The following is a 17574-nucleotide window of genomic DNA, read 5'->3' as shown; positions in this document are numbered from 1 at the left end:
GCTTTAAGCAATAGGAGGGGGTGTTGGGGGGGGGGCTTTACCTACTTATGTAGCACGTGCACAAAATGGTCGATAATTAAATATAAAAAAATCGAGAGGCTCCCCCGATCTCCCAGCACAGACTTGTAGGAGGCGGTTATTTAATCAAGATCTTGAGAGATTGCTCCGCTTGCCAGAATGAAGCCGTGTATCTGTCGCGAGCTTGTTGACAGTCTAAGCTTACTTGGCTAAATGAGAACCGCAGGATTCACGGACAATCAATTTGGCGGATAATGCCTCAAGCACAGCTTTGCTAGGCAGTTCGCCATTGATTCGTTTAACTAGGGTTTGTAGCACTTTTTTGCCGATTAATTCGTCAGGTTGGTGCATGGTCGTTAAAGGAACACGGGCAAACTTAGCATCTTCTTTATCGTTATAGCCGACTAGTGCAAGTTCGTCGGGTATAGAAATCTCTGCCATGTGAGCTGCGCGCAAGGCTCCAATCGCTGCTTCATCGGTATAGCAAACCAATGCAGTGGGACGGGAACGCTTGGCAAACAGTAATGAGGCTCCCCAGAAGCCGTATTGATAGTCTGATATTTTCCATGCTGCAGCTTCTTCGTCGTCACTGTTGATTGTATTCATGCCGTCGGGGGAGGCATAAATGATCCAATTGTCATTGATTGGCAATTTTGCCTTTTTCATCGCATCGCGAAAGCCTAACTCTCGGTTGACGATGTAATTTGATTGTGAGGCGGTGATTAGTAAGCCGATGTCTTTGTGGCCTAAGTCAATCAAATGTTTAGTTAAGCGACTGAATGCATCACGTGTATTCACGTAGATGCAGTCTGTTTCGACACCTGGAGTGGGATAGAGAGTGACGAGTGGTTTGCCGCCGTCGACTAGCGATTTGTAGAGCTGCGTATTGGCGTGCAGACCGCGGTCAAAAGCAATGATGCCATCGACCATGCGGGATTGCAGCTCTCGAATGCTATTGGCGTCCGCCTCTGGGCTACCATCACTGTATGCGAATATGATGGAGTAACCGAGCTCGCGAGCGGCTACATACAGTGATGACAATTTGTCGATTTGCGACGCATTGGCGGTGGCTGGCCCCATGATGCCTAAGGTCTTTGTTTTGGAGGTCTTTAGGCTTTGAGCGATGGCATTGGGTACGTAGTTGAGCTCCTGTAATTCCTTTAGAACACGATCGCGTGTGGCCGGTTTTACCTTGGGGGAATTGGACAAGACGCGGTGAAGGGTCGCTCGGCTGATGCCGAGGCGTTTGACAATTTGGTGTTGTGTATAGGTCATGAGTCTCCTCGATAATATCAGAATAGAGAATTATGACAGACACATAATGTCAATTATTGACTCTAGCACTTACTGGAGCCGCTGCGGTGTGCGAATCGATCGGGACTTGCTTGTTTTTTCTCTATTCAAGCGGATCGCTTATTGGCTTAAAACTAAATCTAATGCACATCTTGCTTTGAGACCGCTGGTTTCGATCTGATCGCAAGATTCTTGGAAGAAGACATTACGACAGTCATAATCGAGACTTGTGACCTTGAAATCACGAATTGTGGCGTCTTCGACCGCTCGCAAATAGAGTCCGTGCGCAGGAAGTTGATCTCCAGTATCGCGCGTTCCGAAGATGAACGGTGTTGGGTATACATCTGGTACTTCGGGGACCGGGCTTGCAGGTGGCTCGCTGTAAAAGTCGTGTTGCTTTGTGCAGTTAATGTTTGAGATGTAGATACCTGTGATCGGCTGCTCGGGGTGTCCTACAATGTAGCAAGGGTAGCGGGTGCCTTCTGCGATTATGTTGGTGAGTGTTACATTCTGGATCTTTCCAGGCCGTTTTTCTAAGCCTAAGGCTTCTTGTGGGCCTGTGCGTGCGTTGGCGTAGAAATAGAAGGGGCAGTAAACGTTGTGCATGACGACGTTACTGATATTGATGTTCTTAATCGTGCCCCCATCGAGTGCGTTGATATTGATGCCTCCGCGATCTCCACCGACTTCATCGTCCGGGATCTTAATTATTAGATTGTTGAGCGTGACGTCTTCGAAATGGCCGACACTGTCGGTACCGATTTTGAAACCGTTGCAAAGTGTACGTAAGACGCAATTGCTCACTGCAATTTGGCCCATAGTGGCATCGGGGACGGTGTTCTTTAGGCAAATGGCATCATCTGTGCAGTTTAAATGACAGTCTGAGATGGTCACCTTGGAGGAATTGACCAAATCAATGCCGTCCGAATTGATGATCTTGAAGGCATCCAGCTTGATTGCATGCACCTGCACTCCTACGCAGGTATCAAACACAATCGACCACGAAGGGGTGTCTCGTATTTGTATGCCCTGGAGTTGCACATTTTCGCACTGGTAAAAGATAAAGGTATCTTGCGGGCGGTAGAGCGTTAAGAGGTTATTGGGCTGACTGTTCAGCCATGGAATCACAAAGGCTGGAGATTGTGCAGATATTTGTCCTGCCCCGACAATGGAGAGGTCATGTGCATTGTTGGCGGAGAACAGACGGCGGAAATCACGGTCTAAGCCTTCAGAGGCGCGATTGTAGCCATTGGATAGGGTGTAGGGGGGGATGGTATCACCCGCAGGCAGCGCATAATCTTCGATGTCAGGGCTGCCCCATAGGCGCGCGCCTGGTTCGAGTTGCAGCCGCACCGAGCTTTTCAGCTTAATCGGTCCAATTAAATAGTCACCTGCGGGCACGAGCACAGTGCCACCGCCGTTGGAGTGTGCACAGTCGATAGCTTTTTGTATGCCAATGGAGTCGTATTCTGCTCCAGCTTTTGCTCGGTAGATGGTCGCTTGCGTTCCTTCCTGATAGAACAACCACTCGTATTGGAAATTCTCTAGTGTGAGTGTCTCTGCGGCTACGGCGACGCCAGTGGCTCCAAAGTCATAAACATTATAGCTTTCTCGTTTCATGATTCTCTTAGAATGCAATTATTTATGCGTGGTCTAGTTGCGTACTGTAGACCATATCGATGTATAGCGTAAAGCTCCAGCCGAACTCATGAATGACTTGTTTGTAGGGGCTTATTTCCGGAGCGCATACACCTTTGCGGGATAGTTTCGGTGGATCGATTTCGCAACGGTCGTCAAAATACTCGAAGAAGGTGCCATATTTTTCCGCTTTAGCTTCAATTTCTTCCACTGAACGATCGCGAATCGAACGGAAACAGTTCTCCATTCCATAGCGCTCAAATCCTTTAGCAATAAGCCAATTTATGCTGATCCAAGTCGGGCCGCGCCACATGTCTTTTTCGTAATGCTCGCTGTCGCAGACTGCGACTGAAGCAACTGGCAAGGCGGTGCCAAAGCGTTGAGGGTCGAAAAGGTTTTGCTCTAAGGCTTCGGCGCGCTTTTGACTGGGCGCACCGCAGAGTAAGGGCATGAAGCCAGAGCTCGCTAAGACCGCCGTTTGTTGGTCGGTAGCTGGATTTAGGTCGCAGTAGAATTGTTCAGTCTCGGACCATAGCTTGCCTTCAATCAGTGAGCAAAAGTTCGAGGCGCGGGCGTTCCATTTATCGGCATCATCGCTGAGCCCCAGTTGTGTGGCAAAGGCAGCGATAACTTGATATTCACTGGCCAGATAGGCGTTGAAGTCGACGGCGTCGAGAGCGACTGCATCATCGAAACGGGGCGAGTTATCCATGCCACTTTCGCCGCTGCGGCATTCTTCGTTGTCTTCAATGAACCACTCCACCAGGCCGCCGCCATCGAGATCACGATTGGCCAAGTCCCATTCGAGGTAGGCACAGAGTTTAGGATAGATGTTCTTGAGCCATGTGTCGTCTTTGGTGACTTCATGGACTAATTTGACAGCGATCGCGAGCACTGGTGGTTGGCTGAGCAAGTCGCCTAAATGGAAGTAGGGGCCCTCAGGAGTGCCACGGTAGGTGAGGAAGCCATCTTCGCGTTGCAGGTCAAACATAGCATCGATCATCTCCATTGCTAAAGCGGGATCAATGTGTCGCCAGCCGATCGCGTGGAAAGCAGTATCCCATAGCCACATATCTTTGTGTGGCCAACGATCTGGAGTCGTCCAACGGTGCGTAATCTTACCTTCTGGTGATAAGATTTGGCTCTTCATTGCTGTTAACGCTCGCACCACGGTGCGCAGTCTTTCTGGGGATAAGTCTGTGGGGAGTTCGCGTGTGCGTATCCATTCGCTACGAGCTAGGAATGCATCCTCCAGATCAGCTGTGATCAGAGAGGCGTCAAAAGTTGTGGCAGTGCCGACCAAGAGTCGCCCATCGGCCTCTTGGTATTGAATGTAATCCTCATGCGAAATAACTTCAGCTGCACCTTCGATTAAGATGTGAAATGCGTCCAGTACGACGCCGCGCACTGGCCCCGCTTCAGTTTCTACTGCAAAAAAGTCGCCTCCAAAGATGACGGGCCCGGTTAGTTTGCCTTTGAAGGCAATGCTAAGCTTGCCGGGGTCTACGATCTCTATGCCAGTAGGTGAGAGTGACGTGCGGGCTACGAGTCCCTGTGTATAGTCGGTCTTACCATCCAATCCGGAAAAGGCGATCATTTGTCCCGAATTCCACTGCGGGCGTTCAAAAAGTGTATAATCCATACTTTGTTTGTGGTTTTAGGTGAAGCTTTATTGCTCGTCTTCGGGTTTGTTTGATTTGGCGTCGAAGACAGCTTTATCGGCAGCCGAAACATGTCCGACTACGCTGCCGTCATCCAATGGGTTGTCGACGCGGTCTGAAAGATCGATAAAGAGTCTTCGCGTGTCGATAACACCTCCGATTAAGAACCAGATTGTCGAGATGATGGCGAGAATGCCTGTGACGACGATGGTGGTGTAGAAGAAATAATGACTCCACCATTCCTCAGGCCAAGGAGAAATTAGGTTCCAGATTAGGACGAACAGGAAGCAAAATCCCATTTTATAGACGATTGCATAAGCGAATACCGACCACGCAATAACTCGATCTCCACGGGTGTAGTCCGGAGTGATGCCGATGATTTTACTCACAAAGTTTCGTGCGGTCCATGGTGTTTTGATATGTTTGACACCATCAATGCTGTATTCGCCGCGGTGAAGTAAGCGGTCCATGTTGTAGGGTTCCTTGTAAGTGATCCATGAGCCGATTAGATAGGCGCTGATACCACTGACCATTGCGATGAAGTAACTTTCATAGGAATTGATCGGGAATTTAATCGGATCCATCTGCCACTCAATATAGGGAGAAAAGGGTGCTGAGATCGTCACCAGAAAATGACCAATCGGCTCATCCCAACCTCGATTCGCAAGGAAAGGGTAGACGGTTTCCGCCCAGTTTCTTTGTAGAAATAGAGTGACTACGGATATGCCGGAGCCGGCGATCAGGGAGCAATAAGCGCCAGTGGTTGTGCCAAATTTGCTGTAGAGACCGAAGATCATGACAGGCCCAGCTCCGCCAAGCCAGACTGCGGTCATGATCGTAATGAACATGTTGATGTAGTCCAAGTGAACGAAGAAAATCGAGCAGATAAAGAAGAAGATGGCGACGCCCACGGAACCACATCGAAGCAGCAATAGGTGCTGTTCGGGACTCAGTGAATTTTTCAGTAATGGTTGGATGATGTCTTGTACAATGGTCGAGGACGAATTGAAAATCCGAGTGTCATCCGTGGACAGCATGAGCATAATCATGAGCAGGCAAAAGAGCCCCATGATACCCGTGGGCAGCATATTCCTGAGGGCAATGGGCATCATCATTTGATTATAGAGCGTGCGATATTTCTGGAAGGCGAGATTGCCTTCGCCGTCCTGACCAAGGGTCGCTTGAGCTGTTTCCATATACGGCGTATCAATATTCTGATCCCTTGACAGGGGCTCATCGACACCAATTTCGTGTCTCGTAACTGGCAGGTTCGCGATATTCTGGTCTAGCGTGGCTCGTAGCTCTGGAGAATCGACCGATTCCTCTGTCACTTTTTGTGAGAGCTGTTGCCGGATGTCATAGGCTTTGTCTGCGAAGTTCTGATGCGTCATGACAGTAATGATCATGACGGCAACTAGCAGGCACATCAGTCCGCTAAAGCCAGCGCGCCATGAGCCGAGGATACCAGCCATTTTTTGTTCATGTGGATCACGCCCGCAGCCACTGGTTTCCCCGCCGATCCAACTCGCTTTATTGAGAATACTCGCAAAAACGGTCACGAATAAGGCAAAGATATTGAAATCTCTGAGCTCCTCGATGTCGAAAGGATTGAGGAAATTTTCACCTGGGACTTTGTCTAGCATCACTGGGGCGATTTCTGAGTTCCATGAGAAGTGAACGAGTACGTAACCACCGATGATGACGAAAATCGGGTAGGAAATGATGCCCTGAAACGCATCTGTGATGAGCAGTGACATGCGTCCCGCAGGCCACATAATGATAATTGCCATGCACAGTGTCGTGGCGACCACGATGGAGAAGGTCGGGATATTCATCCCCAGTATAGAAACCTTATGCGGAAGGTTTAGGAAGTAGATGAAGAAATTTGCAGCAATGGCGGGGCCAATTGCATTCGTAAACATTTCTGCGAAGGTGCGAACACTGGCCGCTACAATTCGGAAGCTACGACTGTAGCGCATTTCAAGAAATTGGCCGATCGATAGCGATTTGGTTTCGCGGAAGCGATAGGTGCAATACCCGGTCAAGCCCATGATAATACCGACTGGAATGACCATGTATTCCCAGAAGGTCAGTGCATACCCGACCTGGTATTTCATTTCCACCAGAGCAACGAGTGTGATGACTCCCAAACTGGAAGATAAGTCGCCCACAGAAATGACGTAGCGTCCGGCGACGCGCCCTGCGGCTAAATAATCAACCACGCCACGAATATATCTTTTAGAATATACGGCGACGCAAAGGATGATGATAACGGGGATAACGGTGATGAGCCAATCGATTGTTTGCATGTGTCAGGCGGGTAATTATTTAATGAGTTTTTTCTTTTTGCAGGCGGCGATTACTGAGGCGGGCTCGAGGATCGTTCTGTAGGAAATGCTGTGAATTCGTTGATATATTTTAGTTTAAACGGTTACTCCAAGCTTCGGGCTTGTCCAAGGCACCGACTGCCTTGACTTGGCAGCGGATGCTTTTTCCGATGTCTTCCTTGCTTAATGTGTAGCTGTTACTTGCACCGTAAGTGAGTGGATAGCCATCCGCATACCAGTAGTAGCGCAGGTCAGTGACGCCTTCCACTTTGGCGTCACAGGTGACAGTATTATCAGCTTGAAGCGTGATCTCCGGGCGGGCTGAGAAGGGCGCCGGGATTGCTTCGACTTGTTCGGTTTTTTGTAAGACTTCGACCCAGTCGACGAAATAGTCTTGGCGTTCAGCAGTCTTAGGCTCGCCCTTACCTTTTTTCGATTTCATGGCGTAGTTGATCTGTAGATCCACTTCTTCCAAGTAGGTCGCTGCAGTGGGAATGCGTCCGACTTCCACCCATTTTTCATTACCATCCTCATCGGCAATGGTGACGTTGATATAAGTCATCTCTTCTTCGACGACAAGTTCCCAGGTGTGGTATTGACCGTCCCACATGAAAATGCCGCCTGGGATCTTAGACTTTTTCTCGTCCAATGGCCCTCCGTAGGCTTTGAAACGGTTGTGGCTATTAGTGTTTTTGGCGAAAATATTACCTTCACCGCGATAGTAAGGGTAGTGATAGTGAGTGGAGAGTCCGTTTAGCCAAGCACCGTTGGCACCATCGAATTCGAACCAATCAATTTCGATACGGTTGGATGACATCCATTGTGTATTTTCAATGCCGTAGGACCAAAAGGCAGGGAAGAGACCCGAGGGCAGGTCTTTTTGTGGAACGTCAGGGAACATGCAGCGGATACGAAAGATCTTTGGACCTTTCCAACTGTAGCCGTAGCCCATGTCATTGACGCTATACATCGCAGAGCCGCGCCAGCGCTTGCCTTGCGGCACCAGTGATACGTTTTGCTTCTGGTTCACCGCATCGTGTGGGTAGGCATTTGGCTCTTCTTCCGGTTTGATGAGTCGTGCATCTGCACCCACGGCGATATTGAAACCGACACCCATCCATAGGTCGCCTTCACTGGCGGTGCTGTCTGAGACTCTGCGTGCGCGAAAGTCATCGTAAAACGTGCGCTGAAATCCTTCCGGGACATACCGATCGCCGCCGGCATTCACACGGGTGATGGCTTTGGATTTAGTCTTATTACCCCATTCATTCCATTTTACATCGTCATGATTATAACGGTCGGGGAAGTCTTCCGCGTCCAGAAAGGGGCGCTCTGCTTGATAAGGATGATCGTCGGGGAGTTTCTGCTCAAAGTTGAGTCTGTGTGCTGCCCAGCCGGTCATTTTACGAACCATCGCTTCAGAAGGTTCGGTTAGGCCAAAGATCAATGCATCATAAGCCCATGCGGCATTGTCATTTGTGCGATTGCCAATGTAGCTTTTTCTGCGCTCGATTTCTCGGGTCGAGTAGCGCGGTAGTTGAGGCGTTTCGGTGGTGAGTGGGATGCCGTTTACTGTGGCAAACATCTGGCCATAGCGAATGCCGCAAACGACAACATTCCACGAACTACCATCGGTGAACACATCCTTAGTGTTCATGATTCTCAAGTCGGGGCCCGTCTGAAGTGTGCCGGAATATTGAATATTTAAACCACTGGATTTGTTATACCAAATTTTGGGTGAAGACATGCCACCATGCCGGCCGCTGTTGATGTCGACCATTACAGTGTCTTCACCCGCTCCAGTCGCTGCATCGATGCGGAAAGTAAATAGGCACCAGCGGTAATCCCAGCGCGCATCACGGCGACCTTCTGTTTTTAAGAAGTCGCCTGTATTGGCTTCAAATTCTACACCCTTGCCCTGTTCGACTTTATTGGGCTGTAGGTTGGGGTTGGGTTGAGCTGCTTCGAGCTGGATAATTCCGCGTGCAATATAGGGAGGGGCTTGGCCGATGGCGACGTCTTCTTGTAAGTATGCTGTCGTGATCCATTCTGGGAAAATATTCGGCGACCAAGGGATTTTTGAATCCATCTCAATGATACGCTTCGGCAGCAACAGCGATAGGGGAGGGCGCTCAAACGATTGTTCCTCAATGCTTACTTTACCGTCGCCGTTTAAGTCGAAGGTCGTAAAAGGAGCCGGAGTCGCTGCATTGGGGGCTAGTTTGTTGGCACTGAAATCTTCCTGATAATTACTACTCGCCTGAATGACAGGCATCGATTTCTGGGTTATGATGTCGTTTAGTTCCGGGACTTCGCTTTGGAATACTTCCAGCAGGGCCAACCGTTCGCTGTCATCATATAGGCCGTTGCGATCTAGATCGAGTTCTAGAAATGCGCGCGTATCTGTGGCTGCTGTGTCTAGGGTAGAGTTGGCTGCGTCATTCGGCGATGATTGTTTGCAGGCGCTTAACATCCCTATGAGAAGTGTGGCTAGGATTAAAGGAGTGTATTGTTTCATGCGTGTCTGGGGCTTCGGAGGCTGAGAAACTTGTCGTATTCAGTGGGCTGGAAGGGGCGGGGAGCCTTGTGCTCGGTTGGAGCTGCTTGGAGGACGCCTGTTAATGTTCGTTGGGACTCTGAGCCAATGTTGAAAAGACAATATGATTCACGTGCACATCTAGTCGAGGATTATTTGAAGATAAATGTGTTAAGAGTGTGCGGCTCTCGTTCTTATTATTGTGGAATCTGGTGTGTATTAGGGAAATGCTTAACTTATTTAAGTATACGATTCGGTTTTATCTTGGACTTGTTGCAAGCCTGCCAATAATTAATGTTGAATCACGTGAACATTTAGAGAAGATGAAGGCCTTTTGTTATGAATAGATCCCTGTCTTTCTCCCTCTTTCGCCTTTTAATCATTGGGGGCGCAAGCCTTTCAGCACAAGTAGTGACTGCCGAAGTCATTTCTCCCAACGTTGGAGCGATGCCAGTCGTCGAGCAGCGCTTAGTGATTGCAGGGCCAGCGACCGAGGTCGAAATTGCCCCTGTTTTCGGGGACAAGGACTGGGCATTAACGGCTCGCTGGGATGACAACAACCATAATAGTCTGAATATGCAGAAGACGATGGCGGCGGCCGGCATGAAGGGGACATTTTACCTGAATAAATCGTCTGGGAATACCGGGCGTGAATTCGCGCGTAAGTTAAGTGAGGATGGTAGCAGTGTCGGTGGGCACACAGAGAATCATAATTTCCTGACCCACTTATCGGCGAATCGCATCTTTCGGGAAATTTACTTTAATCGGATTACGCGTGAAGCGGATACAGATCGTTCGATTAACACATTTGCATTCCCTTTTGGTCGATATAAGGAAGAGGGCGCACCAATGGCTTTTGAGCGAATCACTCAAGCATGGCTGCGTAGTGGTTATCATCACAATGTTTATGTGAACTTCATTCTGAAGAATCCTTATATGCCGTCCGGCTTCGGATCGACTGGGAACCAGATTTACGCAGGCGACCGTAAAATTGAGCCTGAAAAATTTCATGCGCAGATGAATCGCATTATGGATGCGCCTGAAGAATATAAGGCAAAGGCGCCGGCGATTAGCTTGGGGGTGCACACGTGGCAGCCTGCTGCCGAGCTGGTTAAATTTGAAGCATTGCTGCTCGAGTATACGCAGCGCGAGGACTTTTGGGTCTGCAATCAGTCGGAATTAGCGTCCTATCTTTTGCAGGTAGTGCAAACAAAGATCACTCCAAGCTCCGAGCGCAGCAATGAATACGAATTGATACGTCCGACGGCCGCATTTGCGGGGGATCCGATTCCACTGACCCTGCGTCTCTCAGGTCCTAAGCCGGATCAGGTGTTACTGGATGGTCAGCCACTGGAGGTTGCCGCGACTGCGGATTCTATGCAGTGGTTAGTGAACCTGCCATATCCTGCAGGAAAGAAAGGCCCCAGTTTGGTGGATTGGACCTCGAATGGTCCGGGCTTTGCTAAAGTTAAGCGTGCGGAAAAATTTCCTGATCTCGATTTTAAACTTAGCTTAAATGCTGCTGCTGGCTGGGATTTGTCTCTCGAGAATAAGGGCGCGGATGTAGTGACTGATTTGCAGATCGCTGTGCGTCTGCCGTTGGTTTATGAGAACGGTGTGTCTAACCATTATGTCAAGACGCTTCCAGCTGACGATTCCTTACAGTTGAATATTCCGGCAGGTTCGATGAGTGAGGACTTTAGCTTGCGGGATGGACGCTTGTTTGCTGCGGCACAAATCGACTTTACTTACCAAGGTGAAGAAGCACGGATCTATGCCGTTTATGAAGGCGAGGTCGATCCAACGCCTACGGCAAGCATTCGTGATTTGAGCTTAGTGGCTGGACCTTTTTCATCCGATGAGATTCAGGCCGATATGCTCTTACCTTTGAGCCAGTTAGGCGCTGAGTTGACTACACTCAATGATTCACCCTTGGGGCAGTGGCGCGCTGCAGATCCTCAATGGAGCCAAGACTTCGTTCGTGACCGATTTATCACATTCAGTCCAGATGCCGCCTGGAAGAGCGCGGCTGCGGCACACAAGCGTCAGCCTTCACAGGTATTGGTGGCAGTCGAGTTCTTACTGGAGAATCCGGCCCCGTTGACGATTGATTCAGAGCGATCAGTGGCACTTGCCTTGGTGGATGGTCAAGTCATGCCACTACAAGGTGGTAAGACGGCCACATTGTCGGCAGGGCTGCATCGCTTGCTCTTATGCATCGATACTGAGAAGAAAATGTCCTTTAGTCGCGGTGAACCACAGCGTTTAACACTCAGCGTGAACGGTCAGCCGCTTACTGATTTGAAATCACCTAGCAACTGAGACATTACGCATAGCTAGGTCTTACTCTGGCAGTAGCTGCGTGTGAAATGCCCTTTGGGTGCTTTAGCCGCAGTCGTTCAGTTGCTTGGTGGCAATGGCCGCGCCCGCAGGCCAAAGCACCGCGCTACGATTATGTATGTTCCTCGTTTTGTTTCGAACGCTACAGTGGGCAGATTTATAAAACGATCGCTTTGCTGGAGTCACTCTGGAGAGCTTTAACGAACTATGGTTTTCTGCCGAATTTATATTCGCTTATATTTAAGAAAAACAAAGTCTGCGGGGCGCTCAATTGCCAGAGTTATACGACCCTCCTGATCGAGTGTTTGCTGGCTGGCGTGTCCGGTCCTGAGGTCCGTGAGCTTTAGCTGCTTACCTAGTTGACTCCCACGTAATTTTAACGAGCGCGTTGTTTCTGTATTTTGCCGCTCTCGGAATATCAACAAGTAGCCGGTCTGCGACTCTGGGTGCATCCATTGAAAGCCGCTCCAAGCTGCTCTGTTGGGCTCATCCCCAATCGCAAAGACATAGCGATGGTAAAGGGCAGCTTGTTCCTTTTTGTAAATCGAAACCAGTTCGCGCACGGAATCGCGGCTCGTATTCTGGTAGTAATAGGTGGTTTGAAAGAAGGTCGGAATCCCCATCAGTCCCAGGGCGACTCCATAGCTGGCGCCGTAGAGTGAGGCATCGCTTTCTTGCGGGTTGACTCGATCGAAATTTTGAATCGGCAGCTCGAATTTGTTTAAGTTGATATATTCCGCGAGTTCACGGTTCTCGCGTAGCAATAAAGTCGGCTTGGGAATCGTTTTGACTGGATAGTTGGGCTTACGGTTAGCAAGCCAGATGCAGCCAAAGTCGCGTGCCCAGAAATAGCCAAAGCGGGGGGCGTTTTCTGTCACATCCAGCGCCATGCGGGCCTGATGATCGGTATATAGAATAAAATCACGGAATTTATTCCAGTGGTGGAAGAGGTTTTCGTAATTATCAATGTGGGCAAAATCGTATTTCCAAGTCACAAAGCCGCCTTCATCGAAATTGCGCTTCAGGTCCTCTAATTTTGCCGTATATGCGGTCCATAATCCGAGCTGGATCTTCTTCTCGGCGGCAGCTTTTCGTAGCCTGGACCATCCATTCGGATACCAATCTTCACGTGTTTGCCACTCGTGCGTCTTGGCGTCGGGCTCGGTGGTGCGTCCCTTTTGCCAGCCGTCGTCTATCTGTAAGAGGTCGATGCCGAGATCGCTCACGGACTCGAGTTCTTGGAGCACTTCCTCTTCTGAGGCTTTTGCGACCGACTCCTGATTATTGTCGCCACTGCCCCAAGTATTGGCTTTGACCCAGATATCGCGTGTCGCATCGACGGGAAAGCGGGCGCGGTCGAATTGCTTCATCGCCAGTTCGCGGGCGTCGGCGGTCGATTCCGGGTAGAGCACTACCCAAGATGCCCAGCACCAGCGATAGTCGGATGTTATAAATTCACCCGACAGGGCGGAGCCATAATTGTGCAAACCGGCCGCATCGCGCACGAAGTTTCCGGTATCAACGCCAGGACGGTTCACGCACTTGTGTGACTCTTTCACCCATGCGAGGCCGCCGCTCTTAGTTTCGACAAAAAGCACACTTGCCCAGTCGACCTCATTGGTGGTCAATCGCTCTTGCCGTGAAATATGGTGTGCTTCGGTGTGGCGATTTTGAGTGTTATTAAAATAGCCAAATCCGGTAAGCTGACCGTCGAGAACCGGAAGGTAGTCCACGCGGCGCTCGGATGTATTTGCACTGTCTTCGGCCGGGCATGCATAGTCTAGATAAGCGGCCAGGTGATAGCCCTCGGGGGCGCTCTGAATGAGTTCGAGAATACGTTCGTTACTGTGATCCAGAGTGTCTGCTGCGGGAGTCGCTCCTGATTCATAGATCCAAAGCTCAGAGGCACTTACAGAGGCGCCTTGCTCTCTTTTGATCTGTATGTGCACGCTATTGGCGGCTCGAACGTTTTCGGGGATGTCGAAGCCCATGCTTAGGGGAACCGGGCCATCCGCATTGGAGTGGCACTCAACTGGAGGCACGACGATGGCACGGCTTTCGCCATCCAAGCTCAAGGCGTTGATCGATAGGCTAGCCGCATCGCCTGTCGCCCAGCAAGTCGTCAACGCTTTGTAGTGGCGATCCTGCTTCAGTCCTTCCACCTTGAGGTCGACTCTCTCAGGTGCTTGGATCGAGTGTGCGGCATAGGGGCTGGTCTGTTGAGCGTTACTCGGCTGTGTGCAGATTTTTCCTGAGAGCACTGACAGTGACAGGTCTTTCTCTGCGGCGGCATTACCAGAGTTTGAGAGCGTGTTGCCTTTAAGCCATAGTTGAGTGCGTAGGCCGGGGGCATCCGGGTAGGCCCAGATGACAAATTTCAGCGTTATTCCAGTTTCTGGATATGCGATTTCGGCAACGACTGCTAAGTGCTCCGAAGTAAAGCCTTCGTCGGTTGAAGGCACTGCAGTGAGAGTGCGCAAGTGGGCATCTCCTTCAGTTAATCCGGGAAAATGCCAATCGGCAACTTCTTGATTGCAGCCCGCGTGGGCCCAATGCTTGTCGTTGCGCAGGTCTTGCAGGCCGGTGGTGACCAATCCTTGTCCAGTCCAAGTAAACTTGCGGAGGACTGCGCCGGTGGTGATGCTTAAAACATTCCGCTCTGACCAGGCCCTCGCAGACGATAGTGATGCATTTAGTGCCGGGAGTGCTGCCTGATTGGTTTGCTGCGTAATGGGGTGTGTAGTTGCTGACGTAGCTTGATTCTGCGGAGGCATTTTCTTTGCGGAAAAATAGGGTGGGGTATCCTAAAGGTCTTACCGTAAGTGAGCCCTAGCCCAGACCTGGCTAGGGCTCATTAACGAGTGATTGTTACAGGGTGTTACTCCATGCGTCTGGATTGTCAAGTGCACCGACTGCCTTCACTTGGCAGCGGATATTCTTACCGATGTCGTCCTTCGTGAGCTTGTAGCTGTTGCTCGCTCCATAAGTGAGCGGGTAGCCATCAGCATACCAGTAGTAGCGGAGGTCGCTGATACCATCAACATTCGCTTCGCAGACGACTGTGTTGTCGTCCTGTAGTGTGATTGTTGGGCGTGATATGAAGGGTGCTGGCAGCTCTTCGATTTCGCTGCTGAGTTGTAAGACCTCGACGTAGTCGACGAAGAAGTCTTGGCGCTCGCCGTTTTTCGGTGCGCCTGTGCCATTGTGGGACTTCATGGCGTAATCCAGTTGTAGATCGACTTCTTCGAGGTAGGTCGCAGGCGTCGGCACGCGACCGACTTCGACCATACGTTCATTGCCCGCTTCATCGTAGAGGCTGACGTTGACGTAAGTCATTTCTTCGGTGACGACGAATTCCCAAGTTCGGTATTGGCCATCCCAGATGTAAATGCCGCCCGGGATTTTCGAGCTTTTCTCATCGAGTGGACCTCCTAGAGGCTTGAAGCGATTATGGCTATTCTTGTTCTTGGCAAAGATGTTGCCGTCTCCACGCATATAAGGGTAGTGGTAGTGAGTGGATAGGCCGTTGAGCCAAGCACCATTTAAACCATCAAATTCAAACCAGTCGATCTCGTTGCGGTTGGAGGTGCGCCAGTGAATATTTTCAATGCCGTAAGACCAGAAGGCCGGGAAGAGACCCTTCGCGAGCTCTTCTTGTGGGACTTCTGGGAACATGCAGCGGATGCGGAAGATTTTCGGTCCTTTCCAGCTGTAGCCGTAACCCATGTCATTGATCGTGTAGAGCGCTGAGCCACGCCATTTGTTGCCTTGGGGGACCAGTGATAGAATTTGCTTCTTGTTCTCTGCGTCGTAGGGGTAGGCATCCGGTTTTTCATCGGGGCGAACCAATGGAGCCGCGCCGCCGACAGAGACATTGAATCCAAAGCCCATCCATAGATCGCCTTCACTTGCGGTGCTATCGCCGAGGCGTTTCGCGCGGAAGTCGTCATAGAAGACGCGTTCGAAGTCTTCGTGAGTTTGACGTGGCTGTCCGGCATGCGCACGGGTGATCTCTTTGGAGCGACTCAAGTTGCCCCATTCATTCCATGTGACATCGTCGTGATTATAGCGGTAAGGGAAGTCTTCTGCATCCAGGAAAGGACGCTCCGCGTAGTAAGGATGCGAGTGGGGCAGTTTCTGCTCAAAGTCGAGACGGTGTGCCGCCCAACCTGTCATTTTTTGAACCATTGCTTCGGAGGGCTCGGTCAGACCGAAGAGAATGGCATCATAGGCCCAGGCCGCATTGTCTTTGTTGCGGCTACCGATGTAGCTCTTCTTGCGCTCGACTTCTTTGGTTGAGTAGCGAGGCAGTTGCGGTGTCGTAGTCGAGAGTTCGACTCCGTTGACGCTTGCAAACATTTGGCCATAACGAATGCCACAGACGACCACGTTCCAGGATTCACCGTCGGTGTAAACGTCCTTGGTTTGAATTGTTCTCAGATCAGCGCCCGATTGCAGCTTACCTGAGAACTGAATATTTAGGCCGCTGTTTTTGTTATACCAAATCTTTGGTGAGGACATGCCAGGCTGATTGCCACTGTTGATATCGATCAATACGGTATCTTCGCCGTTTCCAGTGGCAGCATCGATACGGAAGGTGAAGAGGGTCCAACGGTAATCCCAGCGAGCGTCACGCAGACCCTTGGTCTCTAAATAGTCGCCAGTATTCGCGCCGAATTCGACGCCCGCGCCGGCTTCCGCTTTATGAGGTTGCTGGGCAGACTTTGTCTGCACGGCTTCTAGTTGGGCGGTGCCGCGCGTCATGAACGGTGGAGCCTGATCAACTGCGACATCCTCTTGCAGATACGCGGTGGTGATCCACTCGGGGAAAATATTCGGTGACCAGGGGATTTTTGAATCAATATCGATGATCCGCTGTGGCAGTAAGAGTGTGAGGGGAGGGCGCTCGAAGCTTTGTTCTTCGATACTGACCTTGCCATCACCGTTTAGGTCGAAGGTAGTGAACTCAACCATTTCAGCCGCATCAGGATCGAGCGAGTTTGTGCTGAAATCCTCCTGATAATTACTGGTGGCCTGAACAACAGGCATCGATTTCTTGGCGATAATGTCGTTCAGTTCTGGCACTTCCTTTTGAAATAGCTCTAGCAATGCGAGGCGCTCAGTGTCGTCGTAGAGGCCGTTGCGATCAGTGTCCAGCTCCAGGAATGGTCGAGCATCTGCGTTATCCGCAGGCTCCGTGACGACCGGGACTACCCGCGGGGTCGGGGCCATTGGTGGATCAGTGACTTCGGAAAGCTCGGTAAGTGCGACGGCGGCGCTTTTCTGGTCGCCGATCTCGTGATCTGTTGCAGCTTCTTTATCCGAGGAAGCCGGCTGGCTGCATCCACTCAAGAGAGCGATGAGGAGCGTGCTGAGGATGAATGGTGAGGTTTTATTCATGCGTGTTGTGTGGGTTTTTGTAGATTCTGTATGCTATGGATGCGAGGTGGTTGTAAGGGGTAAATGACTAAGTTTAAAATCATATTGAGTCACGTGCCCATTTTATCGAGGATTAATTTCGCAGAATTGTTTTTCTTGCGTCGCGAGGAGTGTTGCTTTCTTTTTGATGCACGTGCCCATCATTGACAGCTGAGTATATACTCGATTTGTTATTTCACAACAACAGAAACTGGTTTTGAGGCAGATTATAAATTTCGGACACATTCTCTTTATCATACCAGAGTTCTTATGAATATTTCAAATGATTGATTCGTATAAAAGGGTGTTAGCTGCCTGTTTTCTCTGATCGATTCCCAAATTT

The 17574-nt window shown here is 50.3% G+C and carries 8 protein-coding genes; 1 reads left to right on the top strand and 7 read right to left on the bottom strand.

Annotated elements, in window-relative coordinates:
- Positions 1-219 precede the first annotated feature (219 nt).
- The 5 genes from QEH52_RS02195 to QEH52_RS02175 all read right to left on the bottom strand — a co-directional run bounded on the left by QEH52_RS02195 (position 220) and on the right by QEH52_RS02175 (position 9455).
- Positions 220-1293: a LacI family DNA-binding transcriptional regulator gene (locus QEH52_RS02195; RefSeq protein WP_308948334.1), complete on the bottom strand. Its 1074-nt coding sequence runs from the start codon at positions 1291-1293 to the stop codon at positions 220-222.
- Between the two features lie 138 nt (positions 1294-1431).
- Entirely contained in the window at positions 1432-2931 is a 1500-nt protein-coding gene (locus QEH52_RS02190; RefSeq protein WP_308948333.1) for a glycoside hydrolase family 28 protein, read from the bottom strand.
- 22 nt (positions 2932-2953) lie between these two features.
- Entirely contained in the window at positions 2954-4591 is a 1638-nt protein-coding gene (locus QEH52_RS02185; protein WP_308948332.1) for an amylo-alpha-1,6-glucosidase, read from the bottom strand.
- Positions 4592-4618: 27 nt separating this feature from the next.
- On the bottom strand, positions 4619-6919 hold the full coding sequence (locus tag QEH52_RS02180) for a sodium:solute symporter family protein (RefSeq protein WP_308948330.1): 2301 nt from the start codon (positions 6917-6919) through the stop codon (positions 4619-4621).
- Between the two features lie 109 nt (positions 6920-7028).
- On the bottom strand, positions 7029-9455 hold the full coding sequence (locus QEH52_RS02175; protein ID WP_308948328.1) for a hypothetical protein: 2427 nt from the start codon (positions 9453-9455) through the stop codon (positions 7029-7031).
- Positions 9456-9812: 357 nt separating this feature from the next.
- Between QEH52_RS02175 and QEH52_RS02170 the strand changes: the two genes are divergently transcribed.
- The gene (locus QEH52_RS02170; protein ID WP_308948327.1) at positions 9813-11795 is read left to right on the top strand and encodes a polysaccharide deacetylase family protein; all 1983 of its coding nucleotides are present in this window, start codon (positions 9813-9815) and stop codon (positions 11793-11795) included.
- A gap of 242 nt (positions 11796-12037) precedes the next feature.
- Here QEH52_RS02170 and QEH52_RS02165 read toward each other — a convergent pair whose 3' ends face one another.
- Both QEH52_RS02165 and QEH52_RS02160 read right to left on the bottom strand, forming a co-directional pair.
- Entirely contained in the window at positions 12038-14587 is a 2550-nt protein-coding gene (locus tag QEH52_RS02165; protein ID WP_308948325.1) for an alpha-galactosidase, read from the bottom strand.
- Positions 14588-14681: 94 nt separating this feature from the next.
- Complete coding sequence (locus QEH52_RS02160; RefSeq protein WP_308948324.1) at positions 14682-17213, bottom strand: hypothetical protein; 2532 nt, start codon at positions 17211-17213, stop codon at positions 14682-14684.
- Between the last annotated feature and the right edge of the window lie 361 nt (positions 17214-17574).

Source organism: Thalassobacterium maritimum, assembly GCF_031127805.1.
GTDB lineage: Bacteria > Verrucomicrobiota > Verrucomicrobiia > Opitutales > Coraliomargaritaceae > Thalassobacterium > Thalassobacterium maritimum.
The sequence above is the reverse complement of the archived record's forward strand: the minus strand, read 5'-3'. Positions and strand labels throughout refer to the sequence as shown.

Excerpts from the sequence above, each read along its gene's own strand:
- QEH52_RS02195 (WP_308948334.1), bottom strand. The coding sequence starts at position 1,293 with ATGACCTATACACAACACCAAATTGTCAAACGCCTCGGCATCAGCCGA.
- QEH52_RS02190 (WP_308948333.1), bottom strand. The coding sequence starts at position 2,931 with ATGAAACGAGAAAGCTATAATGTTTATGACTTTGGAGCCACTGGCGTC.
- QEH52_RS02185 (WP_308948332.1), bottom strand. The coding sequence starts at position 4,591 with ATGGATTATACACTTTTTGAACGCCCGCAGTGGAATTCGGGACAAATG.
- QEH52_RS02180 (WP_308948330.1), bottom strand. The coding sequence starts at position 6,919 with ATGCAAACAATCGATTGGCTCATCACCGTTATCCCCGTTATCATCATC.
- QEH52_RS02175 (WP_308948328.1), bottom strand. The coding sequence starts at position 9,455 with ATGAAACAATACACTCCTTTAATCCTAGCCACACTTCTCATAGGGATG.
- QEH52_RS02170 (WP_308948327.1), top strand. The coding sequence starts at position 9,813 with ATGAATAGATCCCTGTCTTTCTCCCTCTTTCGCCTTTTAATCATTGGG.
- QEH52_RS02165 (WP_308948325.1), bottom strand. The coding sequence starts at position 14,587 with ATGCCTCCGCAGAATCAAGCTACGTCAGCAACTACACACCCCATTACG.
- QEH52_RS02160 (WP_308948324.1), bottom strand. The coding sequence starts at position 17,213 with ATGAATAAAACCTCACCATTCATCCTCAGCACGCTCCTCATCGCTCTC.